Origin of the sequence: Nocardia sp. NPDC047654, assembly GCF_043205035.1 — a bacterium.
GTDB lineage: Bacteria > Actinomycetota > Actinomycetes > Mycobacteriales > Mycobacteriaceae > Nocardia.
Genome location: NZ_JBIDDF010000001.1, coordinates 614,196 through 639,410, shown reverse-complemented (window position 1 = coordinate 639,410; position 25,215 = coordinate 614,196). Strand labels below are relative to the sequence as shown.

The 25,215-nt window shown below is 70.0% G+C and carries 25 protein-coding genes; 10 read left to right on the top strand and 15 right to left on the bottom strand.

Annotated elements, in window-relative coordinates; all coding sequences use genetic code 11:
* Positions 1–76: 76 nt before the first annotated feature.
* Complete coding sequence (gene rpsO, locus ACGF7Y_RS02980; RefSeq protein ID WP_039799352.1) at positions 77–346, bottom strand: 30S ribosomal protein S15; 270 nt, start codon at positions 344–346, stop codon at positions 77–79.
* 258 nt (positions 347–604) lie between these two features.
* Here rpsO and ACGF7Y_RS02975 point away from each other — a divergent pair, with 258 nt between their 5' ends.
* On the top strand, positions 605–1,423 hold the full coding sequence (locus ACGF7Y_RS02975) for an alpha/beta fold hydrolase (protein WP_393228607.1): 819 nt from the start codon (positions 605–607) through the stop codon (positions 1,421–1,423).
* A gap of 3 nt (positions 1,424–1,426) precedes the next feature.
* Here the strand turns inward: ACGF7Y_RS02975 and ACGF7Y_RS02970 are convergent, their stop codons facing one another.
* Positions 1,427–2,398 carry a bifunctional riboflavin kinase/FAD synthetase gene (locus ACGF7Y_RS02970; protein WP_051175376.1) on the bottom strand — a complete coding sequence of 324 codons (972 nt, stop codon included), beginning with the start codon at positions 2,396–2,398 and terminating at the stop codon, positions 1,427–1,429.
* A 432-nt stretch (positions 2,399–2,830) separates the two neighbouring features.
* On the opposite strand from ACGF7Y_RS02970, the gene ACGF7Y_RS02965 reads away from it, so the two are divergent.
* The 4 genes from ACGF7Y_RS02965 to ACGF7Y_RS02950 all read left to right on the top strand — a co-directional run bounded on the left by ACGF7Y_RS02965 (position 2,831) and on the right by ACGF7Y_RS02950 (position 5,770).
* Positions 2,831–3,283, top strand: coding sequence for a cupin domain-containing protein (locus ACGF7Y_RS02965; protein ID WP_063910474.1), 453 nt, complete (start codon positions 2,831–2,833; stop codon positions 3,281–3,283).
* A gap of 1 nt (position 3,284) precedes the next feature.
* Positions 3,285–4,472, top strand: coding sequence for a PLP-dependent aminotransferase family protein (locus tag ACGF7Y_RS02960; RefSeq protein WP_393228605.1), 1,188 nt, complete (start codon positions 3,285–3,287; stop codon positions 4,470–4,472).
* A complete protein-coding gene (locus ACGF7Y_RS02955) occupies positions 4,469–4,933 on the top strand; it encodes a hypothetical protein (RefSeq protein ID WP_393228604.1) in 465 nt (154 codons plus the stop codon). Before ACGF7Y_RS02960 ends, ACGF7Y_RS02955 begins: the two co-directional genes overlap by 4 nt.
* A gap of 168 nt (positions 4,934–5,101) precedes the next feature.
* The gene (locus ACGF7Y_RS02950) at positions 5,102–5,770 is read left to right on the top strand and encodes a metal-dependent transcriptional regulator (RefSeq protein ID WP_393230901.1); all 669 of its coding nucleotides are present in this window, start codon (positions 5,102–5,104) and stop codon (positions 5,768–5,770) included.
* 360 nt (positions 5,771–6,130) lie between these two features.
* Here ACGF7Y_RS02950 and ACGF7Y_RS02945 read toward each other — a convergent pair whose 3' ends face one another.
* Together ACGF7Y_RS02945 and ACGF7Y_RS02940 are read right to left on the bottom strand one after the other, a co-directional pair.
* Positions 6,131–7,210 (bottom strand): tartrate dehydrogenase, encoded by a 1,080-nt coding sequence (locus tag ACGF7Y_RS02945; RefSeq protein WP_393228602.1) that lies wholly within the window; start codon positions 7,208–7,210, stop codon positions 6,131–6,133.
* 10 nt (positions 7,211–7,220) lie between these two features.
* The gene (locus tag ACGF7Y_RS02940) at positions 7,221–8,693 is read right to left on the bottom strand and encodes an NAD-dependent succinate-semialdehyde dehydrogenase (RefSeq protein ID WP_393228600.1); all 1,473 of its coding nucleotides are present in this window, start codon (positions 8,691–8,693) and stop codon (positions 7,221–7,223) included.
* 131 nt (positions 8,694–8,824) lie between these two features.
* Here ACGF7Y_RS02940 and ACGF7Y_RS02935 point away from each other — a divergent pair, with 131 nt between their 5' ends.
* Together ACGF7Y_RS02935 and ACGF7Y_RS02930 are read left to right on the top strand one after the other, a co-directional pair.
* On the top strand, positions 8,825–10,066 hold the full coding sequence (locus tag ACGF7Y_RS02935) for an aspartate aminotransferase family protein (RefSeq protein ID WP_393228598.1): 1,242 nt from the start codon (positions 8,825–8,827) through the stop codon (positions 10,064–10,066).
* Positions 10,067–10,124: 58 nt separating this feature from the next.
* Complete coding sequence (locus ACGF7Y_RS02930) at positions 10,125–10,619, top strand: DUF3830 family protein (protein WP_357116100.1); 495 nt, start codon at positions 10,125–10,127, stop codon at positions 10,617–10,619.
* Positions 10,620–10,669: 50 nt separating this feature from the next.
* Here the strand turns inward: ACGF7Y_RS02930 and ACGF7Y_RS02925 are convergent, their stop codons facing one another.
* Positions 10,670–12,070, bottom strand: a complete 1,401-nt coding sequence (locus ACGF7Y_RS02925) for an amidase (protein WP_393228596.1) — start codon at positions 12,068–12,070, stop codon at positions 10,670–10,672.
* A gap of 12 nt (positions 12,071–12,082) precedes the next feature.
* A complete protein-coding gene (locus ACGF7Y_RS02920) occupies positions 12,083–13,048 on the bottom strand; it encodes a D-2-hydroxyacid dehydrogenase (protein WP_393228594.1) in 966 nt (321 codons plus the stop codon).
* Positions 13,049–13,134: 86 nt separating this feature from the next.
* Between ACGF7Y_RS02920 and ACGF7Y_RS02915 the strand changes: the two genes are divergently transcribed.
* Genes ACGF7Y_RS02915 through ACGF7Y_RS02905 form a run of 3 tightly spaced genes read left to right on the top strand, consistent with a single transcriptional unit; the run spans position 13,135 to position 15,273 of the window.
* On the top strand, positions 13,135–13,875 hold the full coding sequence (locus ACGF7Y_RS02915; protein WP_040868092.1) for an Asp/Glu/hydantoin racemase: 741 nt from the start codon (positions 13,135–13,137) through the stop codon (positions 13,873–13,875).
* 14 nt (positions 13,876–13,889) lie between these two features.
* A complete protein-coding gene (locus ACGF7Y_RS02910) occupies positions 13,890–14,621 on the top strand; it encodes a maleate cis-trans isomerase (RefSeq protein ID WP_393228592.1) in 732 nt (243 codons plus the stop codon).
* Positions 14,608–15,273 carry a GntR family transcriptional regulator gene (locus tag ACGF7Y_RS02905; protein ID WP_393228590.1) on the top strand — a complete coding sequence of 222 codons (666 nt, stop codon included), beginning with the start codon at positions 14,608–14,610 and terminating at the stop codon, positions 15,271–15,273. The genes ACGF7Y_RS02910 and ACGF7Y_RS02905 overlap by 14 nt, the downstream gene beginning before the upstream one ends.
* Before the next feature lie 92 nt (positions 15,274–15,365).
* Here the strand turns inward: ACGF7Y_RS02905 and ACGF7Y_RS02900 are convergent, their stop codons facing one another.
* From ACGF7Y_RS02900 to infB, 9 genes are all read right to left on the bottom strand, one after another.
* Positions 15,366–15,788 (bottom strand): EF-hand domain-containing protein, encoded by a 423-nt coding sequence (locus ACGF7Y_RS02900; protein ID WP_393228588.1) that lies wholly within the window; start codon positions 15,786–15,788, stop codon positions 15,366–15,368.
* A gap of 166 nt (positions 15,789–15,954) precedes the next feature.
* Positions 15,955–16,854 (bottom strand): tRNA pseudouridine(55) synthase TruB, encoded by a 900-nt coding sequence (gene truB, locus ACGF7Y_RS02895; protein WP_393228586.1) that lies wholly within the window; start codon positions 16,852–16,854, stop codon positions 15,955–15,957.
* Positions 16,854–17,522 (bottom strand): 4'-phosphopantetheinyl transferase Npt, encoded by a 669-nt coding sequence (gene npt / locus ACGF7Y_RS02890; protein ID WP_393228584.1) that lies wholly within the window; start codon positions 17,520–17,522, stop codon positions 16,854–16,856. The genes truB and npt overlap by 1 nt, the downstream gene beginning before the upstream one ends.
* Before the next feature lie 58 nt (positions 17,523–17,580).
* A complete protein-coding gene (locus tag ACGF7Y_RS02885) occupies positions 17,581–18,540 on the bottom strand; it encodes a metallophosphoesterase (protein WP_157114307.1) in 960 nt (319 codons plus the stop codon).
* A gap of 58 nt (positions 18,541–18,598) precedes the next feature.
* Positions 18,599–19,891: an MATE family efflux transporter gene (locus ACGF7Y_RS02880; protein WP_393230898.1), complete on the bottom strand. Its 1,293-nt coding sequence runs from the start codon at positions 19,889–19,891 to the stop codon at positions 18,599–18,601.
* 293 nt (positions 19,892–20,184) lie between these two features.
* The gene (locus ACGF7Y_RS02875) at positions 20,185–21,186 is read right to left on the bottom strand and encodes a bifunctional oligoribonuclease/PAP phosphatase NrnA (protein ID WP_393228582.1); all 1,002 of its coding nucleotides are present in this window, start codon (positions 21,184–21,186) and stop codon (positions 20,185–20,187) included.
* A 13-nt stretch (positions 21,187–21,199) separates the two neighbouring features.
* Entirely contained in the window at positions 21,200–21,643 is a 444-nt protein-coding gene (rbfA, locus tag ACGF7Y_RS02870; RefSeq protein ID WP_393228580.1) for a 30S ribosome-binding factor RbfA, read from the bottom strand.
* Positions 21,644–21,741: 98 nt separating this feature from the next.
* Positions 21,742–22,032 carry a DUF503 domain-containing protein gene (locus ACGF7Y_RS02865; protein ID WP_040868135.1) on the bottom strand — a complete coding sequence of 97 codons (291 nt, stop codon included), beginning with the start codon at positions 22,030–22,032 and terminating at the stop codon, positions 21,742–21,744.
* A gap of 74 nt (positions 22,033–22,106) precedes the next feature.
* Positions 22,107–25,133 (bottom strand): translation initiation factor IF-2, encoded by a 3,027-nt coding sequence (infB, locus tag ACGF7Y_RS02860; protein WP_393228578.1) that lies wholly within the window; start codon positions 25,131–25,133, stop codon positions 22,107–22,109.
* Between the last annotated feature and the right edge of the window lie 82 nt (positions 25,134–25,215).

Below are 25,215 nucleotides of genomic sequence, written 5' to 3'. Positions count from 1 at the left end.
GAAGTCGCCGGCAGCGGTTGCTCGGACGCGAGCCGTGCGGGGCCGCGAACCTCGGCGCCGAAGGCGCCGGAAAGAACTACCGACGCAGCCCGAGGCGCTCGATCAGCGAACGGTAGCGGTTGATGTCGTTGTCCTGCAGGTACTTCGACAGCCGCTTGCGACGACCGATCAGCGCCATCAGACCGTGCCGGGTGTGGTGGTCGTGCTTGTGCTTCTTCAGGTGCTCGGTGATGTCAGCGATCCGCTTGGACAGCAGCGCGATCTGCGCCTCCGGCGAACCGGTGTCCTTCTCGTGCAGGCCGTACTCGGCGAGGATCGCCGACTTCTGCTCGGTGGTCAGCGCCATGGGGCATCCACTCCTGTTTCTCAGTTCCGCGCTCGAAGGTCCGGTTACCCGGGTATGGGCGCCACCGCGGACCGCAGCAAACCCGAGGGACCACCCTACCGGACCGTGCGCCGCACGCCGAAATCGCCGTCCGCGGATCTCGCCCCCGGTTCCGGCCGCGCTCCGCAGGGAAGCATCGGCGTTACCTTCCGGGTAATCGACTCCGCGCGGTCCGGCTGCGAATCTTCCTGTCGTACCGCCGAATACGAGGAGAAGACGATGCCCTACCTGGAGACGACCGACGGCACCCGCCTGGCCTACGAGGACTACGGAACCGGAGCACCGATCGTGTTCATCGCCGGGTGGGCGCTGAACACGGAGATGTGGGAGTACCAGGTCCCGTTCTTCGTCGAGCGGGGCTACCGCTGCGTGCTGCTCGACCGGCGCGGGCACGGCCGCTCCGACCGGCCGTCGACCGGATACGACCTGGACACCCGCGCCGACGACGTGGCCGAGCTGATCGAACACCTGGACCTGCGCGAGCTCACCTTGGTCGCCCACTCCGCGGGCGGCGCGGAAGTCGCGCGCTACCTGGCCGGACACGGCGCCGCGCGGGTCGCGCGCATCGCGCTGCTGGCCACCACGCTGCCGTTCCTGCGGCAGACCGAGGACAACCCCCATGGCCTGCCGGACGAGCTGGGCCTGGCCTCCGTCGCGCAGTGGCGCACCGACCGGCCCAAATGGTTCGCCGACCGCGCGCAAGGATACTTCGCCACCCACCTCGGCAACGACGTCTCCCCCGCGCTGATCGAGCACGAGACGCGCCGCTGCCTGTCCGCCGCGCCGTGGGCCACCATCGCGGTCTGGGAGTCGACCTTCCCGTCCGACCACCGCGAGACCCTGCGGGAACTGCCGATACCCGCTCTGGTCGTGCACGGGGTGCCGGATCAGTCCATCCCGATCGACGCCAGCAGCAGGCGCACCGCGGAACTCATTCCGGACTGCGTCTACAAGGAGTACCCGACCGCAGGGCACGGCCTGTACATCACGCATGCCGCGCAGCTCAACGACGACCTGCTCGACTTCATGAAGTCCTGACGCTCACCCGGCGTCGACGGCGATGAGGATCTTACGGGCGGTCTCCACGTCGCGGCCCATGCACTCGACGAGCTCCTCCACCGACTCGAACTTGCGCTGGCCGCGGATGTGCTCGACGAAGTCCACCGCGACGTGCTGACCGTAGAGATCGGCCTCGCCGTCGAGCACGTACGCCTCGACGGTGCGGGCGCGGCCGGAGAAGGTCGGGTTGGTGCCCACCGAGATGGCGGCCATCGCCCGCTCGCCCGGGGTGACGGTCCCGATGGTGGGGCCCGGGCCGAGCACGGTGAACCATCCGGCGTATACGCCGTCGGCCGGAATCGCGGCATGCATCGGCGGCGCGACGTTCGCGGTGGGGAAACCGAGTTGCTTGCCCCGGCCGTCACCGTGCACGACGACGCCCTCCACCCGATGGGGACGTCCCAGCGCCTCGGCCGCGGCCGCCATGTCCCCGGCGTCGACGCACGCGCGGATGTAGGTCGAGGAGAAGGTCACGGCGTGTTCGGCGAGCAGCGTCACGCCGTCGACCTCGAAGCCGAAGCGCTTGCCGAGTTCCCGCATGGTCTCGACGGTGCCCGTGGCCTTCTTGCCGAAAGTGAAGTTGTCACCCACCACCACCTCGACCACGTGCAATCGCTCGACCAGCAGGTCGTGCACATAGCGCGCGGGAGTCAGCTTCATGAACTCATGGGTGAAGGGCATGACGCAGAACACGTCCACGCCCAGTTCCTCGGCCAATTCGGCGCGGCGGGTGAGGGTGGTCAGCTGCGCGGGGTGCGAGCCGGGGCGGACCACTTCCATCGGGTGCGGATCGAACGTCATCAGCACGGCGGGCACGCCGCGCGCGGCGGCGGACTTCACGGCCCGGCTGATCAGCTGCGCGTGGCCGCGGTGCACACCGTCGAACACACCGATCGTGAGGACACAGCGCCCCCAGTCCGCGGGCACCTCGTCGAGACTTCGCCATCTCTGCACAGTGCGCAGCCTACGCAAATCAGGTAGCGAACAGTATTCGGGCGTGCTGATCTCACACAACGGTTGCGCTGCGGTGAGCCGACGCGGAGGCGCGAGCCACGCCGGGCGACGCGGGCGCGGACAGGTCGTGCGCCACCCGGCGGGAACGGCGCCGATCGGTCGGGCCACCCCCGCCGCGGCAGGAGACGCGCGGTAGCCGCCCGAGGGATAACCGGGGAGTGGCCGTGGCCGCCGCCCGACGGCGCATCGCGGTGCCGCACCGTCGGTGTCGACGACATCGCCGAGGAAATCTCAGGTCACCGGAAAGGAACCGTACGGAATCGCGAAAGCGCCGATACACGCCGGTTTCCCACGGGCAGACAAGGTCGTCTCGCCAGCAGCGGGAATGGTCTAGCGTCCAATTCGTTGGTGACGGAGTGCCCCGGAGTAGCCATGAAAAGTGCAGTCAAGCACGTGCGTGTGATCAAACCGTCCGATTCGGCCGAAACAATCGGCCGGCAACGACAACGCCTCATTCCTTGCGTCACCACCGAAACCTGTGGCGCCACAGGAATCTCGGCGGGCATGGTCAACATGGCCCCGGGCGCGATGTCGAAAGCGCATTATCACGCGCACAGCGAGATCGTCGTCGTCTGCCTGCGCGGCCGAGCGGTCACCCTGATCGGCCCGGAGCTGACGCCGCATTTCCACGGTCCGGGCGAGTTCATCTACATCCCCGAAGGCGTCGTGCACGTGGCGGTGAATCTCGACGAGGCCGAGGATCTGGTCGCGGTGGAAATGCGGACCGATCCGCTGTTCAACGACGACGTGGTGCTGACGCCGGAATACGACGCCGACGTACCCGAAGTGGTTGCCCGCCTGCGGCGCCTCGACCCGGTCGGCTGACGTGGCCGTCCGCAAACGCAGCCGCGGCGCGGCCGAGGTGACCAGCGGGCCGATCGACGACATCTTCGCGGCGCTGGCCGGCCGCCCCGACGTGGTGTCCTTCGCCGTCGGCGCGCCCGACCCCGCGCTGCTGCCGAGCGAACTCGTCGCCACGCTGGCGCAGACGGTCGTGGGCAGATACGGCAGCGCCGTCCTCCAATACGGGATGACCCAGGGATTCGCCCCGCTGTTGGACGAAGCCCGAAACCTTCTGCGCAATAGAGATATTCGGTGCACGCCCGATCGCCTGCATATCTCGACCGGCGGCTCCGGCGCATTGCACAATGTGTGTTTGGCGCTGCTCGACCCGCGGGACGTGGTTCTGGTCGAGACTCCCACTTACGGCCCGGCGGTGAAGGAATTCCGCAGCCACGGAGCCGCCGTCGTGCCGGTGCCCTCCGACGAATTCGGCCTCGTGCCGGAAGCGCTCGCGGAAGCCCTGGCCCGATACGACGCGGCATTCGTCTATCTACTGCCCACTTTCCAGAATCCAACCGGGCGGACGATGCCCGCCGGTCGGCGTGCGGAAATCGCCGAGATCGTCGTCCGCCACGGCACGCTGGTGGTCGAAGACGACGTCTACACCGACCTGCGCTATCGCGGCGTGGCACAGCCCGCGCTGTCGTCGTTCGCGCCGGACAACTCGGTCTACATCACATCCCTGTCGAAAACGCTCGCTCCCGCGATCCGCGTCGGAATCACCGTCATGCCCCCGGATCTCCTGCGGACCGTGCTGGCGTTGAAGCAAGGCATTGATATGCAGACTTCGACGTACTGCCAGGCGATTGCCGCCGAATTCCTCGGCAGTTCGGACGGGATCGCACACCTCGCCCACCTCGTCGACGCCTATGCGGCCAAGTTGGACGCGTTGTCGGTCGCGCTCGAGCGGCATTTCCCGCCGGAGTTCCGCTGGGTCGAGCCGGAGGGCGGGATGTTCCTGTGGATCGAGGGGCCGCCCGATTTCGATGCCGATGCGCTGCTGGCGCGGGCCCTGCGACAGGGGGTGGCGTTCCTGCCCGGTAGCGCCTTCTACGCCGACGACGTCGCGGAGCACCGCAACACCATGCGGCTGAGTTTCGCGAACGTGCCGCGCGACGATATCGATCGGGGCATCGCCGCGCTCGCGATCGTCTGCGGGGAGACGGCGTGAGCGATCGGCATCCGGTGCACGGCACCTGGGAAGTTCGCGCCGACGGCGCTCCGTTCGGCTACCACGTGATGCAGTTCCACCCCGGCGGCACGATGCTGCAATCGAATCCCGATCACGGCAATCGCGCCACGAGCGACAGCAACGGCATGGGCACCTGGCGCAGCGCGGGCGAGCGGGTCACCGGCGCCTTCCTGGAGTTCACCGTCGATCGCACCGACCCCGCCGTGGTGCGCAAAGGAATCGTCGCCTTCGAACTCGACGTGACCGGCGACGAGTTCACCGGGTTCGCCACGGCGACGTTCTACGAGTTGTCCGGCGAGCCGGTGGGCGCACCGGCCACCGCCCGGTTGACCGGTCGCCGATTCGACGGCGTGGCCGCGCACCGCGACGCGGCGGATCTGTCGACAACGGTTCGACCCACGCACATGCGGCCACCGATACGCCCACTTCGCGGCGGGTGAACGGCGAACAGCGCTTCGTTGTCGCTGCGCCGGCCGCGAGTCGGGGATGTGTGTATCGGCACGCCAGTGCCTAAGCTCGGGTGTGTGCCAGGTAAACGAGATATCGCCACTCGACGCGAGTTGGCCGACGCCCCGGCGCCGGGCGATGCGCACGGCGGTACCGCGACGATCGCGCCTGTGCTCTCGTCGGTCGCCCAGGACTACCTGAAGGTCATCTGGACCGCGCAGGAGTGGTCGCAGGAGAAGGTGACCACCAAATTGCTCGCCGAGCGGATCGGCGTGTCGGCCTCCACGGTGTCCGAAGCCGTCCGCAAACTCGCCGACCAGGGGCTGGTCGAGCATGCCCGCTATGGGGCGATCGCCCTCACCACCGAGGGCCGCCGCGCCGCGGTCGCGATGGTGCGCAGGCACCGGCTCATCGAGACGTTCCTGGTGAACGAGCTCGGTTACGGCTGGGACGAGGTGCACGACGAGGCCGAGGTGCTCGAGCACGCGGTCTCCGAACTGCTGATGGCCCGGATCGACGCCAAGCTCGGATACCCCGATCGCGACCCGCACGGCGATCCGATCCCGTCGGTGGACGGCGCGGTGCCGACCCCGCCCGCGCGCCAGCTCAGCGACTTCAACGCGGGCGAGACCGGCCGGGTCGCGCGCATCTCCGACGCCGACCCCGACATGCTGCGCTACTTCGACTCCGTCGGCATCGCGCTGGACACCGCCATCACGGTCGTCGAACGCCGCGACTTCGCCGGCACCATCGCCATCCGAATCGGCGCCACCGACGCGCAGACGGACCTCGGGCGCCCCGCCGCCGAGGCCATCTGGCTCACCGCCTGAGTCGGTCCGCTCTGTCGGTGGGTCCCACCCGGCGTCGGCACGGTTCCGGCGGCCGCGAGTCGTCGGCCATCCTCCGGCGATCGGACTGCTCGCGTCGGTCGTCACGCCGGCGCGTGCTCGGACGGAACGCTCCCCGATCGCCTGCGCTCGGACCCCGCGAGCGAACGCGCTCGGGGCTCGCCTAGCGCAGACGGCCGCAAAATGGATCCGCGCCCCGGAAACGGCGTATCCGTCCTGGCGAACCGGTAATGCCGCACGCCCGCGATGACAGCGGCAGGGCCTGCTCGCGCGCAGGCCACCGCCGCCGTCGACCGCTCCGGCCACCGGCGGCGGATTTCGAGAACCGTCCGAGCGATCAGGTCAGCCGAGCCCGGCCGCGGCGGCGCGGGCCAGTTCGGCCGCGCGAGCGGCGATGGCGTCGCCTAGTTCGGTGGTGGTCGCGGTGCCGCCGAGGTCCGGCGTGCACATCTTCCCGGCTGCGAGCACGTCGCAGACCGCTCGGTCGACCGCGGCGGCCGCGGCGGACTCGCCCAGATGGTCGAGCAGCATCGCGCCCGCGAGGATCTGCGCGACCGGGTTCGCGATCCCCTGACCGGCGATGTCGGGGGCACTGCCGTGCACCGCCTCGAACATCGATGGGCCGGTGCGTTCGGGATTGATATTGCCCGACGGCGCCAGACCGAGCCCGCCGGTCACGGCGGCGGCGAGGTCGGAGAGGATGTCGCCGAACAGATTCGAGCCCACGATCACGTCCAGCCGGTCCGGGTGCAGCACGAGTTCGGCGGCCAGCGCGTCGACGTGCATCTGCCGCGTCTGCACCCGGGGATACTCGGTCGAGACACGCTCGAAGACGCTGTCCCAGTAGGGCATCGAGTGGATGATCCCGTTGGACTTGGTCGCCGAGCACAACCGCCCCGACCGTTCGGCGGCCCGCTCGAACGCGTAGCGGATGATCCGCTCGCATCCGGTGCGGGTGAACACCGACTCCTGGAGCACGAATTCGTCGGGGCGGCCCTCGTTGTGGATGCCGCCGATCCGGGAGTATTCGCCCTCGGAGTTCTCCCGCACGATGAGGATGTCCAAATCGTCGGCGGTCCGGCCGCGCAGCGCCGACTCGGTGCCGGGCAGCAGGCGCACCGGGCGCAGGTTGACGTACTGACCGAAGGCGCGGCGCAACGGGATCAGCAGACCCCACAGCGAAACATGGTCGGGCACACCGGGAAAGCCGACGGCGCCGAGCAGGATCGCATCGAAGCCCGCGAGCCGCTCCGCGCCGTCTGGCGGCATCATCGCCCCCGTGCGCAGGTAGTTCTCGCAGGACCAATCGAATTCGGTCCACTCCAGGCCGGGCAGCACGGCGTCGAGCACGCGCGCCGCCACCGCGGTGACGTCGACTCCGATTCCGTCACCCGGGATGCTGGCGATGCGGTACCGGCTCACGAGAACTCCTTCACAGCCGCACTCCGATGTACTTGGTCTCCAAAAATTCGTCGATCCCGGTCAGCCCGCCCTCACGGCCGAGCCCGGACTCCTTGACACCGCCGAACGGTGCGGCCGGATTCGACACCACGCCCTGGTTGAGGCCCACCATGCCGGTTTCCAGCGCCTCGCACACCCGCAATCCGCGCCGGAGGTTCTCGGTGAAGACGTAGCTCACCAGTCCGTAGGGGGTGTCGTTGGCTCGGCTCACCGCCTCGTCCTCGGTGTCGAAGACACCGATCGCGGCGACCGGTCCGAAGATCTCGGTATGGCACAGCTCGGCGGCGTCGGGCACGTCGACCAGGACGGTCGCGGGATAGAAGGTGCCCGGCCCGCCCGGCGCGGAGCCGCCGGTGAGCACCGTGGCCCCACGGGCGCGGGCGTCATCGACCAGGCGCTGCACCTTGGCGACGGCCTCGGCGTCGATCAGCGGACCGACCACCACGTCCGGCTCGGTGCCCCGGCCCATCGGCAGTTCCGCCAGCCGAGCGGCGAGCCTGCGGGCGAAGACGTCGGCGACGCCGCGCTGGACGAGGATGCGATTGGCGGCGGTGCACGCCTGGCCGATGTTGCGCATCTTCGCCGCCACCGCGCCCTCGACCGCCTCGTCCAGATCGGCGTCGTCGAACACCAGCAGCGGCGCGTTGCCGCCGAGCTCCATCGAGGTGCGCATCACTGTCTGCGAGCACTGCGCGAGCAGCTGCTTGCCGACCGCCGTCGAGCCCGTGAAAGACAGCTTGCGCGAGCGGCCGTCGAGGATCAGCGGCGTCATCACCGCGGCGGGATCGGCCGTCGTGATGACGTTGACCACCCCGGCGGGCAGTCCCGCGCCCGCCATCACCTCGGCCAGCGCCAGCATCGACAGCGGCGTCTGCTCGGCGGGTTTCACCACGCAGGTGCAGCCCGCGGCGAGCGCGGGCGCGATCTTGCGCGCGCCCATGGCCACGGGGAAGTTCCACGGCGTGATGAGCAAGCTGGGGCCGACCGGCTGCCGCGCCACGAGAAAACGCGCACCGCCGGTCGGAGCGGGCATGTACCCGCCGTCCAGACGCACGGCTTCCTCGGCGAACCAGCGGAAGAACTCGGCGGCGTAGGCGATCTCGCCGCGCGCCTCGGCCAGCGGCTTGCCCATCTCCAGCGTCGCGATCAGCCCGAGCCGGTCGGTCTCGGCCAGCAGCGCACGGTGCACGCGCATCAGCAGATCGCTGCGCGCTCGCGGCGGCGTGGCCGCCCATTCCCGCTGCGCCGCGCACGCGGCGTCCAGCGCGGCGAGACCGTCGGCCGGATCGGCGTCCGCCACCGCGCACAGCAGTTCACCGGTCGCCGGGTCGAACACCGGCAGCGTCCGGGCCGCCGTCCGCCACCGGCCGTCGATGAACAAGCCGCGCGGCACGGTGTCGATCGCGGCGCGTTCCGCAGCACTCGACGCGCTTTCGGTGAGCATGGTTCGGTGGCTCCTTTCGGCACCGCGCAGCGCTCGGCCATTGCTGCGACCCGTGCCGCCATGTTATGCATATTGTCGACAATCAGACAATAGACAATCTCTCCCCCATCCGCTCCGGGAGGCGAATCACCATGACCGAACTCTCGCCCATCCTGAAACAGGCCACTCCGGTGACCGTCGACCACGGCGCGGGGTGCTATGTCTACGGCACCGACGGGCGCCGATACCTGGACTTCACCGCCGGTATCGGCGTGACCAGCACCGGCCACTGCCACCCGAAGGTGGTCGCGGCCGCGCAGGCGCAGGTGGCCTCGCTGATTCACGGCCAGTACACGACCGTGCTGCATCGACCGCTGCTGGAACTCACCGAACGGCTCGGCGCGGTGCTGCCCGAGGGGTTGGACGCGCTGTTCTTCGCCAACTCCGGCAGCGAGGCGATCGAGGCCGCGCTGCGGCTGGCGCGCCAGGCCACCGGACGCCCGAACGTCGTCGTATTCCACGGCGGCTTCCACGGCCGCACCGTGGCCGCCGCGACCATGACGACCTCCGGCACCCGCTTCTCGGCCGGATTCAGCCCCCTCATGCCGGGCGTGCACGTCGCGCCGTTCCCCACCGCCTACCGCTACGGCTGGAGCGAGCGGGAAGCGACCGCCTTCGCACTGCGGGAACTCGACTATCTGTTCGCGACTCTCACCTCGCCCGCGGAGACCGCCGCGTTCATCGTTGAGCCGGTGCTCGGTGAAGGCGGTTACGTGCCGGGCAACACCGAGTTCTTCCGCGGCCTGCGCGAACGCGCGGACCGGCACGGCATCCTGCTGATCTTCGACGAGATCCAGACCGGCTTCGGACGCACCGGGAAGTTCTTCGGCCACCAGCACTTCGACGTTCGGCCCGACGTGATCACCATCGCGAAGGGCCTGGCCAGCGGGTTCCCGCTGTCCGGCATCGCGGCCTCACGCGAATTGATGTCGCGGGCGTGGCCGGGCTCGCAGGGCGGCACCTACGGTGGCAACGCGGTGGCGTGCGCGGCGGCGATCGCCACGCTCGACGTCATCGAATCCGAAGGGCTGGTGGACAACGCGGCCGCCCGCGGCGAACAGCTGATGCGCGGTCTGCGCGACAGCGCCGTCAAGGCGATCGGTGACGTCCGTGGTCTCGGACTGCTCGCGGGCGCCGAGTTCACCACAGCCACCGGCGAACCCGATCCGGCGACCGCCGCGACCGCCCAGCGCGCCGCCGTGGACAAGGGGCTGTTGCTGCTGACCTGCGGCGCGCACATGAACGTGGTGCGGATGATCCCGCCGCTGATCGTGACCGATACCCAGATCGAGGACGCTCTGGCGATCTGGTCCGAGGTGCTCGCCGAGTTGTAGCTCGCGAACAATCCGTCCGTTGCGCCCGCCCGCCGGGCACCGATCAGGAAGCAACCGCATGGCCCGCTACATCACGATCACGCTCACCAAGGCGGCGGTCACCTGCCGCGCCCGTTTGCTGGACGAGGAGGCGCCGCGCACCTGCGCGGCGGTGTGGAACGCGCTGCCGCAGGAAGGCGATGCTTTCCACGCAAAGTACGCCCGCAACGAGGTGTACACCCTGCTCCCCCGGATCGACGCGGCCCCGCACCGGGAGAATCCGACGGTCACGCCGATCCCCGGCGACGTCTGCCTGTTCGATTTCGAGCCGTGGGAGATCGGCAATCCCGCCTACGGCTACGAGCCCGGTTCCGCGGCCGAGCACGAGCGCGGCGCCACCGATCTGGCACTGTTCTACGGCCGCAACAATCTGCTGATCAACGGCGACCTCGGATGGGTGCCCGGGAATGTCTTCGCCACGATCGAGGAGGGGCTCGCCGAGATCGCCGCGGCGTGCAACACGTTGTGGTTGCACGGCGTGCAGGGCGAAACGCTCGCCTTCGCCCGCGCCTGAGACTCGCGCATACAGAGTGGCCCCGCGGCATGCCGCGGGGCCACTCGCATTCAGGAAGCCAGCACGAATTCGACGTACCGGGCCACCGCCAGGACCAGATCGTCCGAGTGCCGCGGACCGACGATCTGGAGCCCGACCGGCAGGCCCGCGTTGGTGGTGCCCGCCGGGATGCTGATCGCGGGCTGCTGGGTGAGATTGAACGGGTAGGTGAACGGGGTCCACTCGGGCCAGCTGCGCAGGCCGCTGCCGGGCGGCACGTCGTGTCCCGCTTCGAACGCGGGAATCGGCACCGTCGGGGTGATCAGGACGTCGTAGTCGGTGTGGAAGGCGCCCATCGTGATGCCGATTCCGGCCGCCACGTTGCGCGCGGCGAGATAATCGACGGCGGTGACGGTCTCACCGCGCTCCCAGACCGCACGCAACCCGGGGTCCACCCGGTCGCGCGTGCCTTCCGGGAAGCCGGACAGCATGGTGGCCGCGCCGGCCGCCCACAGCAGTTCGAACGCTTCGCGCGGATCCTCGAAGCCCGGATCGGCGGCATCGACCGTGAGCTCGGCCTCGGCCAGGCGAGCCGCCGCCGCGTCCACGATCGCGGCGACCTCGGCGTCCACCTCGGCGTAGCCGAGCGACGGCGAGTACGCGACGCGCAATCCCCGCACGTCGCGCTGCATCTCCGCGCGAAACGCGGTGAGCGTGGGAGCCAGTGCGGTGGGGTCGCGCGGATCCGGCAGCGACAGGATGTCCAATAGCAGAGCCGCGTCCTCGACGGTGCGCGTCATCGGACCCGCGTGCGCCAGCGGACCGAACGGGCTGGCCGGAAACAGCGGAATCCGGCCGTAGGTGGGCTTGAACCCGACGATGCCGCAGAAGGCGGCCGGGATGCGCACGCTGCCACCGCCGTCCGTGCCCACCGAGACCGGGCCCATGCCCGCGGCGACGGCCGCGGCGCTACCGCCGGAGGACCCGCCCGCCGTGGTCGACGGATCGGCCGGATTGCGGGTGACACCCGCCAGCGGGCTGTCGGTGACCGCCTTCCAGGCGATCTCCGGGGTGGTGGTCTTGCCGAGGAAGACCATGCCGTCTTCGCGCAGCCGCGCGGCCACCGGGCTGTCCACCGGCCACGGTCCGGCCGGATCGATCGACGTGGACCCGCGCCGGGTGGGCCAGCCCTCGGTCAGGAACACGTCTTTGATCGAGATCGGCACACCGTCGAGCAGGCCGCGGGCGTGACCGGACTGCCAGCGGGCCTCGGAATCCTTCGCCTGCACCAGGGCGCGATCGGGGTCGACGAGACAGAAGGCGTTGAGCGCGCCGTCGCGGTCGGCGATCGCGCGCAGGATCGCCTCGGTCGCCTCCACGGGCGACAACGCGCCCGCCGCGTAGGCGGAGACCAGCTCGACCGCGGTCATGGCGGTCGGGTCGGTGGGTTGGTTCTTGTCGGGGTAGCTCATGGATGGGCTCCTTCAGCCGGGCACGTACCCCAGCCTTTTGTCGACCACGTTGTCCAGCGGACGTCCGGCGATCCAGTTGTCGAAGTTCTCGGTGAACGCGTCGACGATCTCGGTGCGCCATCCGATGAAATCACCGGAGTTGTGCGGGGTGATCCGGACGTTCGACAGTTCCCACAGGGGGTGATCGGCGGGGAGCGGCTCGGGGTCCACCACATCGAGCGCCGCCGCGGCGATCGATCCGGTGCGCAGCGCGGCAACGAGATCGTCGGTCACAACGAGTTCCCCACGACCGACGTTGACAAACCTGGCGTGCGGTTTCATCGCGGCGAAGGCGGCGGCATCGAACATATTCCTGGTCTGCTCGGTGAGCGGGGCGATCGCGACGACGTAATCGGCACCGGCCAGTTCGGCGTGCAGATCGGTGGCGATCTCGCCGAAATCCGGATCCGACGCGCGCTCGCGCCTGCCCACCGCGCGCACGGTCATCCCGACCGCGCGCAGCAACCGGGCGATATGGCGTCCGATCGAGCCGGTGCCGACGATCAGCGCCGTCGCCCCCGCGACTCGTTCGGATTCCCGATGCCGCCACTCGTGCCGCTGTTGCAGCAGCAGCGAGCCGGACAGGTCCTTGGCGAAACCGAGGATCTGGCCGAGCACGTATTCGGCGATCGCGGCGTCGAAGACGCCTCGGGTGTTGGTCACCACCACGTCACTCGCCCGCAGCTCGGGAAACATCGCCGGGTCGACGCCGGTCGAGCCCATATGCACCCATCGCAAGCGGTCGGCGGCATGCCAGGCGCCGGGCAGCGCCCGGGTACGGAAGTCGTAGACGAACAAGACCTCCGCACCGCGCAGGGCGTCCGCCAATCCGGGCGCCTCGGTGTACCTGATGGTGGCGCGGCCCGCCACTCGGTCCATTCGCTCGGCGTCGGGCACACTGTCACTGTGCAGGACGACGACAATCGGGCCCTGTTCCACATTGACACACTAAGATCACATCGTATGATTGTCAACAATCCGATCGTGTTCGGAGGTCGTCCCGGCTGAGCGCGAGAGGGGCCGTAGTGGATCTGAGCTTTCCCGACCTCGAGGGGCCCGTTGCCCAACGAGGCATCGGGATCATCGCACCGTTCGATCTCGCACTCGAACGAGAGCTCTGGCGCTGGGCGCCACTGGATGTGAGTCTGCACCTGGCGCGCACCCCCTACGAGCCGGTCCCGGTTTCGCTGGAGATGGCCGAATTGGTGTCCGACGCGGCGCATCTCACCGCGGCCACGCACAACGTGCTGCACGTGGAACCCGAAGTCGTGGCGTACCTGTGCACGTCGGGCAGTTTCATCAAAGGCCTCGCCTACGAGAAATCGCTGCGCGACACCATCTGCCGGGCCGGGGCGCAGGACGCGGTCACCACCTCGGGCGCGTTACTGGAAGCGATCCGCCATCTGGACCTCACCCGGATCTCGGTGCTCACCCCCTACGACGAGATCCTGACCCACCGGCTGCACGAATTCCTCGCCGAGGCCGGGTGCTCGGTGGTGCGCTCCGACCACCTCGGGCTCGGCGGCGGCATCTGGAAGGTCAGCTACCGCACGATCGCCGAACGCATCGTCGGCGCCGACGATCCCGAGGCCCAGGCCGTCTTCGTCAGCTGTACCAACCTGCCGACCTACGACGTGATAGAGCCGCTGGAGAAAGCACTCGGCAAACCGGTGCTCACCGCCAACCAGCTCACCATGTGGGCCTGTCTCGGCCGGATGAAGCTGCCGATGATGGGCCCCGGCAAGTGGCTGCTCAACGTTTTCTGAAGGAAGAACATCGCATGGACGCACCCACCGTCGGTTTCATCTACCCCGACCACGCCGCCGAGGACGACTACCCGCTCGCGGCGGCGGCGATCGGCGCGCACCTTCCGGTGGCCCACATCTACGGCACCGATCTGCACGCCGTCCCCGAACTGCTCGAGCTGGGCAGCCCCGAGAAACTGCGCCTCGGCGCCTCCCTGCTCGCCCGGCACCGCCCCGACGCGATCGTGTGGGCCTGCACGTCAGGCAGTTTCGTCTACGGGCCCGAGGGCGCCCGCGACCAGGTGCGCGCGCTGGCCGAAGTCGCGGGCGTGCCCGCGACCAGCACCAGCATCGCGTTCGCCGACGCCGTGCACGCGCTCGGACTGCGCACCGTCGCCATCGCCGCCAGCTATCCCGACGAAGTCGCCCGGCTGTTCGTGGAATTCCTCGCCGACGCGGGGATCGACGTCGTCTCGATGTCCAGCGCGGGCATCGACACCGCCGCCGAGGTCGGCACCCTCACCCCGGCCCGGGTGCTGCGGCTGGCGGCGGACAACGACCACCCCGATGCGCAGGCGCTGCTCATCCCCGACACCGCGATGCACACCATGGCGGTGCTGCCGGACCTGGAGGCTACGCTGGGCAAACCGGTGCTCACAGCCAACCAGGTCACCATCTGGGCGGGTCTGCGGCTGGCCGGCGCCGAGCCGGTCGTTCCCGGCCTCGGCACGTTGTTCGCGGAAAGGCAGATCGATGTCCGTCGTTGATTTCGAGCCGGTGAATCGGCAGTCGACCGCGGAGATGATCGCCGATCGGCTCCGCGAGGCGATCATGCGCGGCAGTCTCGCGCCCGGCTCACAGCTCGGCGAAGCCGACCTGGCCGCGCAATTCGCGGTCTCACGCGGGCCGGTGCGCGAGGCGATGCAGCGCTTGGTGTCCGAGGGCCTGCTGCACAGCATCCGCCACCGCGGCATCTTCGTCATCGAACTGAGCCTCGACGACGTCGTCGACATCTACCGCGCCAGGACGGCGCTGGAGGGCGGCGCGCTGGATCTGATCCTCGACAGCCGCCGCCCGATCGCCTACGAGGCGCTCGGGCCCAGCGTCGAGGAGATGGTCACCTGCGCCGAACGCGGTGACGCCGTGGGGGTATCCGAGGCCGACCAGGCCTTCCACGAGGCGCTGGTGGAGAGCGCCGCCAGTCCGCGGCTGGTGCGCGCGGCCCGCACCTTGCTGATCGAGACGCGAATGTGCCTGGGCGCCTTGCAGACCACCTACCCGGACCTGCGGGAACAGGCCCGTGAACACGTCGACCTGCGCGAGGCGATCGGCACCGCCGACCCCGCGCGCGCCCGCGCCCTGCTCGTGGAGCACATGGACGACGCGGTGCAGCGCCTGCGCCACCAGATCGGCGGCTAGGCCCGGGCGCCGCGCCTTCGCTCGGACGGCGCGGACCGGTTCGACGGACCTACGTCCGGCTGCGCGGCCACGCGGCTCCGGCTCCCGCGTCGCTATCGGGAGAGAAATTCCAGCAGCGCGCGGAATTCCGGCAGCGAGAGATAGCCGTCGCCATCGGTGTCGGCAGCGGCCAGCAAGGCGTCCGCCGGTTCGTCGATCCGGCCCGCGCCGCAGTGACGGATGAGCGATTCGAGTTCCTCGACGGAGATGCGGCCGTCGCCGTTGACGTCGAAGACCTTGAACGCGGCGTCGGCGTCGGTCACCTCGATGCGCCCGCCCGCCAGCGCGGCGTCGAATTCGGCGCGCGAGACCAGGAAGTCGCCGTCGGTGTCGGCGGCCGCGACCAGCCGTTCCACCGCCGCGTCGTCTACCTCCAGACCGAGCGCCCGGATACCCGCCGTGATGTCCCGCACCGAGACCAGCCCGTCCCCGTCGCTGTCCCACAGTTCGAACGTATCCGCCTGCCCGTCACTCACGCCCGCCACCTTCCCCGCCGTTGCCCGACCACGGCCGCCGCAGGCGACCACCCCACACTGTACGGATTCTCCTGAGCGACAGGGCTTACCGGAACTGCGCCAGGGCCGGGAGCCGAGCGGGTACGAGATCAGCAGCCCCCCACTGTCGATACGACACCAGCATGGATCAAAGGTTGGCCGGACGGACGACCATCACCGAGGACGCGCGATTACCGGACTCCCGCAGCAGGGCGATGGCGCGGCCTGCCGGGTCGATGGCGGCATAGACGCCGGAAAGCCCGGCCGGGGCGAGCCAGCGGCCGTTGCGCAGGTCGTCGGCTTGCGTGTCGTCGATGTCCCGCTGCGGGAAGGCGGTCCGGACCGCGGCGTCCATGTCGAGGCTCAGCGGCGGCGCGCCCGATTCCGCGGCGGCGGCCAGCTCGTCCAGGGTGCGGGCGTGCTCGAGGGTGAATGGCCCGACCCTGGTTCGGCGCAACGCGGTCAGATGGCCGCCGACGCCCAGGGTTGCGCCGAGATCACGGGCCAGCGCCCGCACATAGGTGCCCGAAGAGCATTCGACCACCACGTCCAGGTCGGCGAAATCGCCGATATCGCGCCGGGCGAGCACGTCGAACCGCGACACCGTGACCGGACGGGCCGCCAGCTGCACCTCTTCGCCCGCGCGGTGACGGGCATAGGCGCGCTCACCGTTCACCTTGATCGCGCTCACGGTGGCAGGCACCTGGTCGATGTGCCCGGTGAGTTCGGCCGTGCGCGCGGCGATGTCGTCGTCGGTGAGGTGAACGGCCGAGGTGGTCGTGAGCACCTCGCCCTCGGCGTCGTCGGTGCTGGTCGCCTGCCCGAGCCGGATGGTCGCGGTGTAGGCCTTGGTCGTCAGGGTGAGCAGGCCGAGCAGCTTGGTCGCGCGCTCCACACCGAGCACGAGCACACCGGTCGCCATCGGGTCGAGGGTGCCCGCGTGGCCGATCTTCTTGGTGCGCAGCAGCTTCCGGCATCTCGCGACGACGTCGTGGCTGGTCCAGCCACCGGCCTTGTCGATGACGAGCAGCCCGCCGAGTCCGTCCATCAGACGTGCGCGATCGCGGTCAGGATGTACCCGTCGGTGATCAGCCAGCGGCCGTCGAACGAGACCAGTGGCGTGCCACCGTCGGTGGTCTGCCCCGGCACCAGCAGTTCGGTATGGAAGCTGCCGCGCCCGGAGTCGGCGGAGCCCTCCTCGATCTCGAACGTGATGTGCGCGTCCTCGAAGCCCAGCCAGCGCACCGTCAGCGGGAACCACGCCTTGTAGGTGGCCTCTTTGGCGCAGAACAGCAACCGGTCCAAGTGCAGCTCGGAGTCGGTGGTCTTCAGCCATTCCCGCTCCGGGGGCAGACTGACCGAATCCAGCACGCCGTCCGGCAACGTGGCGTGCGGCTCGGCGTCGATGCCGATGGAACGGAACCGCAGCTTGTGGCCCAGCGCGGCGGCCTGGTAGCCGTCACAGTGGGTCAGGCTGCCGACGATCCCGCGCGGAAAGACCGGAGCGCCGCGCTCGCCTTTGCCGATGGCGACCGGCGGCTCGCCGAGCTGCGTGAGCGCCAGCCGGGCGCAGTGCCGCGCGCCGATGAAGTCACGGCGCCGCTTCTCCACCGACTTGGCGATGAGATGCTCCTCCGCCGGATGCGGCCGCAGATCCTCCGGGTACGCCAGCAGTTCGGCCGAGGCCACACCCGTGGGCAGAATGTTCTCGATCATCACCGACGAGCGTAGTCGAGCCCGACCGGACGGGATCGCAGCGCCATGTGCCGCGCGACTATGCCAGTCCGCGCCGCTGCTGCGCCTTGCTGCGCATCTCGGCGGCGGCGGCTTCCATCTCGGGAGTCACCTGGAAGTGCCCGCCCCACTTGTTCAGCGTGCCCGGCGGGTACTGCGGGGTCGGCAGGATCTGGCGCAGCAACCGCTCGGGCAGGCCGCGGCGCTGCCATTCGCGCGGGTAGCCCAGCGAGACCTCCTCGAACCGGACGCCGTCGTAGTGCGAGGTGCGCGGGATGTGCAGATGGCCGTAGACCGAGCAGACCACGTTGTAGCGGGTGTGCCAGTCCGCGGTCAGCTCGGTGCCACACCACAGCGCGAACTCGGGGTAGAACAGCACGTCCGTCGGCTGCCGGACCAGGGGGAAGTGGTTGATCAGGACGACCGGGGTATCGGGGGCGAGCGCGTCGAGCTTGCGCTTGGTCACTTGCACCCGGGCGTGGCACCACGCGTCCCTGGTCAGATACGGCTCCGGCGAAAGCAGGAATTCGTCGGTCGCCACCACGTTGCGCTCGCGGGCGATCGCCAGACCCTCCGCCTTGGTGGTGGCTCCCTCCGGCAGGAACGAGTAGTCGTACAGCAGGAACATCGGCGCCAGCGTGACCGCACCGCCGTGCTCCTCGGCGCCCGCGCCCCGCCATACCGGAAAGGGGTCCTCCGGCGTGAGGACGTCCAGGTCACGGCACATCGACACCAAGTAGTCGTAGCGTGCCACCCCGGACATCTGCACCGGGTCCTTGGCCGTCGTCCACAGCTCGTGATTGCCCGGCACCCAGATCACCTTGGCGAACCGGCGGCGCAGCAGCTCCAGCGCCCACCGGATGTCCTCGGTCTTCTCCCCCACGTCGCCGGCCACGATGAGCCAGTCCTCCGGCGAGTCCGCCTTGATCTGCTCGACGACCGGCCGATTCCCCTGGTGCCCGACATGAATGTCGCTCACCGCCATCAACTTGGGTATCACCACACCTACCTTGGCACATCCATCCGGATTCGCGCGCACCGGCCGAGCCGGGTGTCGGTCACCTCGGCATCTCGGCGCCGACCGAGGCCCACCGGCCCGACAGCGCCCGCCACGCGACGGCGATCAGCCGCAACAGCATGAACGCCCCGAGACCGGACCAGATTCCGGCGACGCCCCAGTCGAAGGCCAGCGACATCCAGATGGCGGGCAGGAAACCGAGCATTGCCGCACCGAGCGTGGTGGTACGCAGATACGCCGCGTCGCCCGCCCCGAGCAGCACGCCGTCGAGGGCGAAGACGATGCCCGCCACCGGAATGAGCGCGACGAAGAACCACCACACCACGTGGGCGCGCTCGAGCACTTCGGCGTCTTCGGTGAACAGCGCCGGAATCGCCATCGCTCCCGCCGCGAAGCAGGCGGCGAGCCCGAGGCTGAAGATCTCCGACCAGCGGGTCACGCGCCGCGCGATCCCGCGGGCGCCGGTGGCGTCACCCGCGCCGAGAGCGGCGCCGGTGAGCGTCTGCGCGGCGATGGCCAGCGCGTCCAGGGCCAGCGCCAGGAAGTTCCACAGTTGCAGCACCAACTGGTGGGCCGCTACCGACGCGGCGCCGAAACGCGCGGCGACCGCCGCCGCCGAGACGAAGCACGCCTGGAAGGCGAAGCTGCGGGCGATGAGGTCGCGCCCGAGCACGAGTTGAGCCCGCATGACCGACCAGTGCGGCGCGAGCGGAACCCGTTCGCGGATCAGCGCGTCGAGGAACAGGACGGCGGTGACGATCTGCCCCGCCACGTTCGCCACGGCCGAGCCGGGCAGGCCCAGGTGCGGCGCGCCGAGCAGTCCGTGCACCAGCGCGGGGCAGAGTACGCCCGACACCGCGAGTCCGGCGACCACGAAGACCAACGGCCTGCGCGTCTCCTGGACGCCACGCATCCACCCGTTCCCGGCCATGGACAGCAGGATCAGCGGCACGCCGAACAGAGCGATCCGCACCCAGTCCAGCGCTTCTTCCGCGATCTCCCCACCACCCGCGATGGCGCTGGTCACCGGTACGGCGAACGCCTGGACCAGCACGAGGATCGCCGCGCCGACGGCGCCCGCGATCCAGCTGGCCTGCACACCTTCGGCGACGGCTCCCCGGTGATCGCCCGCGCCGTGGCGACGCGCCGAGCGCGCGGTGGTGCCGTAGGACAGGAAGGTCAGCTGCGAACTCGTCTGCGCCAGAATCAGCCCGCCGACGGCCAGACCGGCCAGCGCGAGCGCCCCGAGCCTGCCGACCACGGCCAGATCGAACAGCAGGTAGATCGGTTCGGCCACCAGCACGCCGAGGGTCGGCAATGCGATGCCGAGAATGCGCTTGGGTCCGGCAGCGGCGGCACGGTCCGCGCCCGCAGGCTCCGTCCCACCCACGAGCGAAGTCTGGTCACCGATCTCCGCGTCGCGGCAACCCTGCTCGTTCACGAACACCTCCCCGGGACCACCGTCGTTCCGCTCGCGCTCCGCCTTCGCACGCCCCGCCGACAACCACGGCAGCGTGCGGCAGGCCTCGCCCGACCCGCGCTTCCGGACGGGCGAGGCGACGCCCCGACGACGTCACAGCCACCGCGCGGGCGCCCCGGCGCGGCGCCGCTACCGACGGCCACGCCTCATCCGAGGGCGGCCAGCAGCGCACCGACCAGATCGCCGGGCGTGCCGTACGCGGTGTATCCGGCGGCGAAACGGTGGCCGCCGCCGCCCAGCGCTGTCGCCACCTCCGCGACGTCCACCCCGTCGCCCGCGAACGATCCGCTGTCACGCGAGCGCAGCGACACTGTCCATCGGTCCGGCACGACGCGGGATTGCTTGAATACCGCGGCGATTCCGGCTTCGGCGGTCGTGCGCACGATGTCGATCACGCTCTCGACTTCCTCCGACCGCACGTCGTCGATGTCGTCGCGACGCACGAACGCGTACACCAGCCCCACACCGCCGCGGACTTCCGGAACGAGCTGCGCCGTGCCGAGCACCCGCGACAACATGGGCAGCCACCCGAACGGGTGGGTGTCCATCAAGGTGCGAGCGATGTCCGCGCCGTCGATTCCGGTGGCCAACAGCCGTTCCGCGAGTTCGTGGGTACCCGGCCGCACCCACCGGAACGAGCCGGTGTCGGTGACCAGACCGGCATAGAGGCAATGCGCGACATCCGCGTCGATCGGCACGCCCCACGCGTCGAGCACCCGCGCGACGAGGCTCGTGGTGGACTCGGCGCCGGGATCGACCACGTTGATCGCGCCGAAGGAGGTGTTCGACCGATGGTGATCGATCACCATTGTCGTTGCGGCGCCGGACAATCGGTCGGCGAGCGCGCCCAACCGGGTCGCGCTGCCGCAGTCGACCGCGATCAGCAGGTCCACCTCGGTACGCACCTCGGCGGGCGCCACCAGGTGCCGCACGCCGGGCAGCGACCGCATCGACGCGGGTAACTCCGCCGGTTCGGCGAAGGACACCTGCACCGGGATCCCGCGCCGGTGCAGCACCAGCGCCAGCGCGAGACCACTTCCTACGGTGTCCGCATCGGGCTGCACATGGCAGACGATGGTCACCGAGCGCGCGGCGTCCAACGCCGCCACGGCCACATCCAGATCGGCCGTTTCCCGCATCGTCGTCATCGACTACCGCATGTCACTCGTCGGCGTCGCGTTCGACCTTGTAGGGGTCGGCATCACCCGCGGGCCTGGCCGTGGCGGCCACCTTGGCGACCTCGTCGTCCGCGGCCCGCGCCCTGGCGAGCAGTTCCTCCATCTGCCGTGCCGCGTCGGGCACGGTGTCCAGTACGAATGCCAGCGTCGGCGTGAACTTGACCCCCGTTCCCGCGCCCACCTTGGAGCGCAGGACGCCCTTGGCCTTCTCCAGGCCGATCGCCGCACCTTCGTAATCGGGCTCGGCGTCGAGGGTTTCGCCCATCACGGTGTAGTACACCGTCGCCTCCCGGAGATCGCCGGTGACCTTGGCGTCGGTGATGGTCACGAAACGCAGCCGCGGGTCCTTCACCTCGTATTCGATCGCGGTCGCGACGATCGAGGAGATCCGCTTGGCGAGTCGGCGTGCCCTGGCTTGGTCCACCATGGCCGTTTCCTCCTCACTATCAACTCTGTTCGATGGCGGTCGGAGCGCGGACCGGTGTCGCCACCGGAGCTCCGTCCTCCGCGCCGTCGCTGCGCCGGTCAGTCTTCGGGCCCGAAGATCCGGCGGCGCACCGCCAGCAACTGTAACTCCGGACGGGACGCGACGTGCCGTTCACATTTGTCCAGCACCTCGGTCAGGTGATCCATGCCTGCGCTGACCATGGCCACGCCCAGTAGCGAGCGACGGTATAGATCGTGTTCCCCACCTTCGGCGGCACTCACACCGAAGCGCTGCAATTCGGCCAGAATCGGCCGGATCACCGAGCGCTTCTGTTTCAGTGAATGCACATCGCCGAGCAGCAGGTCGAACTCCAGTGCACCCAGGTACACCCACACCCTCCACTGTCAGGAAGACCGGCCGGACGCCGCGCACGTCGCGCGGCGTCCGGATTCGTCTCGGTCTATCAGTCGCGCGGCTTCTCGCGCAGCTCGTAGGCCTCGATGATGTCGCCTTCCTTGATATCGGAGTAGGTGACCGTCATACCGCATTCGAAGCCCTCGCGGACCTCGGTGACGTCGTCCTTCTCCCGGCGCAGCGACGAGATCGTCGTCGTCTCGGCGATCACCACGTTGTCACGGAGCAGGCGCGCCTTGGCGTTGCGCTTGACCGAACCCGACGTGACCATGCAACCGGCGATGTTGCCGATCTTCGACGAACGGAAGATCGCCCTGATCTCGGCCCGGCCCAGCTCGACCTCTTCGTAGATCGGCTTGAGCATGCCCTTGAGGGCCTTCTCGATCTCGTCGATGGCCTGGTAGATCACCGAGTAGTACCGGATGTCGACACCCTCGCGGTTGGCCAGTTCGGTGGCCTTGCCCTCGGCGCGGACGTTGAATCCGATGATGATCGCGTTCGACGCCGAAGCCAGGTTGACGTTGGTCTCGGTGACGCCACCGACGCCGCGGTCGATCACCCGCAGACGCACCTCGTCGCCCACCTGGATCTGGAGCAGCGCCTCCTCGAGGGCCTCGACCGTACCCGAGTTGTCGCCCTTGAGGATCAGGTTCAGCTCGCTGGTCTCCTTCAGCGCGGCATCCAGATCTTCCAGGCTGATCCGCTTGCGGCTGCGTGCGGCCAGCGCGTTGCGCTTGCGCGCATTGCGCCGGTCGGCGATCTGCCGGGCGATCCGGTCCTCGTCGACCACGAGCAGGTTGTCACCGGCGCCGGGCACCGACGTGAAGCCGACCACCTGGACGGGCCGCGACGGCAGTGCCGCCTCGACGTCGTCGCCGTGCTCGTCGACCATCCGGCGCACGCGGCCGTAGGCGTCTCCCGCCACGATCGAGTCGCCGACCCGCAGGGTGCCGCGCTGGATCAGCACGGTCGCCACCGGGCCCCGACCGCGGTCGAGGTGCGCCTCGATGGCCACACCCTGCGCGTCCATGTCCGGGTTGGCCCGCAGGTCCAGCGCCGCGTCCGCGGTCAGCAGGACCGCCTCGAGCAGCGCATCGATGTTGATGTTCTGCCTGGCGGAGATGTCGACGAACATGGTCTCGCCGCCGTATTCCTCGGCGACCAGGCCGTACTCGGTGAGCTGCTGACGAACCTTCTGCGGGTTCGCGCCTTCCTTGTCGATCTTGTTGACCGCCACCACGATCGGCACGTCGGCCGCCTGCGCGTGGTTGATCGCCTCCACCGTCTGCGGCATGACGCCGTCGTCGGCGGCGACCACCAGGATCGCGATGTCGGTGGCCTTCGCACCGCGGGCACGCATGGCGGTGAACGCCTCGTGACCGGGGGTGTCGATGAAGGTGATGAGCCGGTCCTCGTCGCCCAGATGGGTGAGCACCTGGTAGGCGCCGATGTGCTGGGTGATGCCACCGGCCTCGCCCTCGCGGACGTTCGCCTTGCGGATGGTGTCCAGCAGTCGGGTCTTACCGTGGTCGACGTGACCCATGACGGTCACCACCGGCGGACGCTGTTCGAGGTCTTCCTCGCCGCCCTCGTCCTCGCCGTAGGTGAGGTCGAACGACTCCAGCAGCTCACGGTCCTCGTCCTCGGGGCTGACCACGTGGACGACGTAGTTCATCTCGCTGCCGAGCAGCTCGAGGGTCTCGTCGTTCACCGACTGGGTCGCGGTGACCATCTCACCGAGGTTGAACAGGGCCTGGACCAGCGCGGCCGGGTTCGCGTCGATCTTCTCCGCGAAGTCCGACAGCGACGCGCCGCGGGCGAGCCGGATGATCTCGCCGTTGCCGCGCGGCAGCCGCACGCCGCCGACGGCGGGCGCCTGCATCGAGTCGTACTCTTGCCGCTTCTGCCGCTTCGACTTGCGGCCACGACGGGGAGCGCCACCGGGACGGCCGAACGCGCCTGCCGCACCACCGCGGCCACCGGGACCACCCGGACGACCGCCGCCACCGCCGCCGCCGGGACGACCGCGGAAACCACCGGCCGCGCCGCCACCGGCACCGGGCGCACCGGCACCCGCGCCAGGGGCGCCGCCGCCACCACCGCGGTAGCCACCACCGCCGCCACCGCCGGGACGACCCGCACCGGCGCCACCGGGGCGCCCGGGACGACCGGCGCCGGGGCCTCCGGCACCACCCGGACGCGCCGCACGCGACGGCATCGCACCGGGATTCGGGCGGGGCGGCATCGAGCCGGGGCTCGGACGCGGGCCACCGGGACGCGGACCACCCTGACCGGGGGCCGGACGGGGACCGCCCTGAGCCGGACCCGGACGCGGACCGCCCTGGGCCGGACCCGGACGCGGGCCACCCTGGGCCGGACCCGGACGCGGACCGCCCTGGGCCGGACCCGGACGCGGGCCACCCTGACCGGGGGCCGGACGCGGCGCGGGACGCTCGGGAGCCGACGAATAGGGGTTGTTACCGACGCGCGGGGTCTTCGGCCCCGGACGCGGACCGGACGCGGCGCCACCCTGGCGCTGGCCGCCCTGGGAGGGGGCGCCGGGACGCTGCTGCTGCTGCCCGGGACGCGGGCCACCCGGTGTCGGCCTCGGACCGGCCGGGGCGGGCGCGGAACTCGCGGTCGCGCCGGAGGCCGCGGCGGCCTGCGGGGCGACCGTTTCCTGGACGGGGGGCTTGGGCGACGGCGCAGGCCCCGGACGCGCGGCGGGGCCCGGCTTCACGGCCGGGGATTCGCCGGTGCGCGCGGCGGGAACGACGGTCTCCTGCGCGGTCGGCGCCGGCGTGGGCGTCGACGGACGGGGACCGGGACGCGGGCCACCGCCCGCGGGCTTGGGGGCCGGACGGCCGGACGGGCCGGGACGCGCTCCCGACTTGTTGCCGTTCGACGGGGCGGATTTGGTCGCGAACGACTCACGCAGCCGACGCGCGACGGGAGCTTCCACCGTCGAGGACGCCGACTTCACGAACTCGCCTTGCTCCTTGAGCGTTGCGAGTAGTTCTTTGCTCGTGACACCGAGTTCTTTTGCCAACTCGTGCACGCGGGCCTTGCCTGCCACTGCTCTCCTCACTGAGAGGTCGAGCAGCTCCACCGTTCTGGGGACGGCGGCCCGCACGACCTCGGGTTATCTCCGATGGACG

Coding starts and splice junctions, on each gene's coding strand:
- ACGF7Y_RS02965 (WP_063910474.1), top strand. CDS start 2,831: ATGAAAAGTGCAGTCAAGCACGTGCGTGTGATCAAACCGTCCGATTCG.
- rpsO (WP_039799352.1), bottom strand. CDS start 346: ATGGCGCTGACCACCGAGCAGAAGTCGGCGATCCTCGCCGAGTACGGC.
- ACGF7Y_RS02935 (WP_393228598.1), top strand. CDS start 8,825: ATGACCGAACTCTCGCCCATCCTGAAACAGGCCACTCCGGTGACCGTC.
- ACGF7Y_RS02910 (WP_393228592.1), top strand. CDS start 13,890: ATGGACGCACCCACCGTCGGTTTCATCTACCCCGACCACGCCGCCGAG.
- ACGF7Y_RS02975 (WP_393228607.1), top strand. CDS start 605: ATGCCCTACCTGGAGACGACCGACGGCACCCGCCTGGCCTACGAGGAC.
- rbfA (WP_393228580.1), bottom strand. CDS start 21,643: ATGGTGGACCAAGCCAGGGCACGCCGACTCGCCAAGCGGATCTCCTCG.
- ACGF7Y_RS02940 (WP_393228600.1), bottom strand. CDS start 8,693: ATGCTCACCGAAAGCGCGTCGAGTGCTGCGGAACGCGCCGCGATCGAC.
- ACGF7Y_RS02875 (WP_393228582.1), bottom strand. CDS start 21,186: ATGACGACGATGCGGGAAACGGCCGATCTGGATGTGGCCGTGGCGGCG.
- truB (WP_393228586.1), bottom strand. CDS start 16,854: ATGGACGGACTCGGCGGGCTGCTCGTCATCGACAAGGCCGGTGGCTGG.
- npt (WP_393228584.1), bottom strand. CDS start 17,522: ATGATCGAGAACATTCTGCCCACGGGTGTGGCCTCGGCCGAACTGCTG.
- ACGF7Y_RS02905 (WP_393228590.1), top strand. CDS start 14,608: ATGTCCGTCGTTGATTTCGAGCCGGTGAATCGGCAGTCGACCGCGGAG.
- ACGF7Y_RS02930 (WP_357116100.1), top strand. CDS start 10,125: ATGGCCCGCTACATCACGATCACGCTCACCAAGGCGGCGGTCACCTGC.
- ACGF7Y_RS02925 (WP_393228596.1), bottom strand. CDS start 12,070: ATGAGCTACCCCGACAAGAACCAACCCACCGACCCGACCGCCATGACC.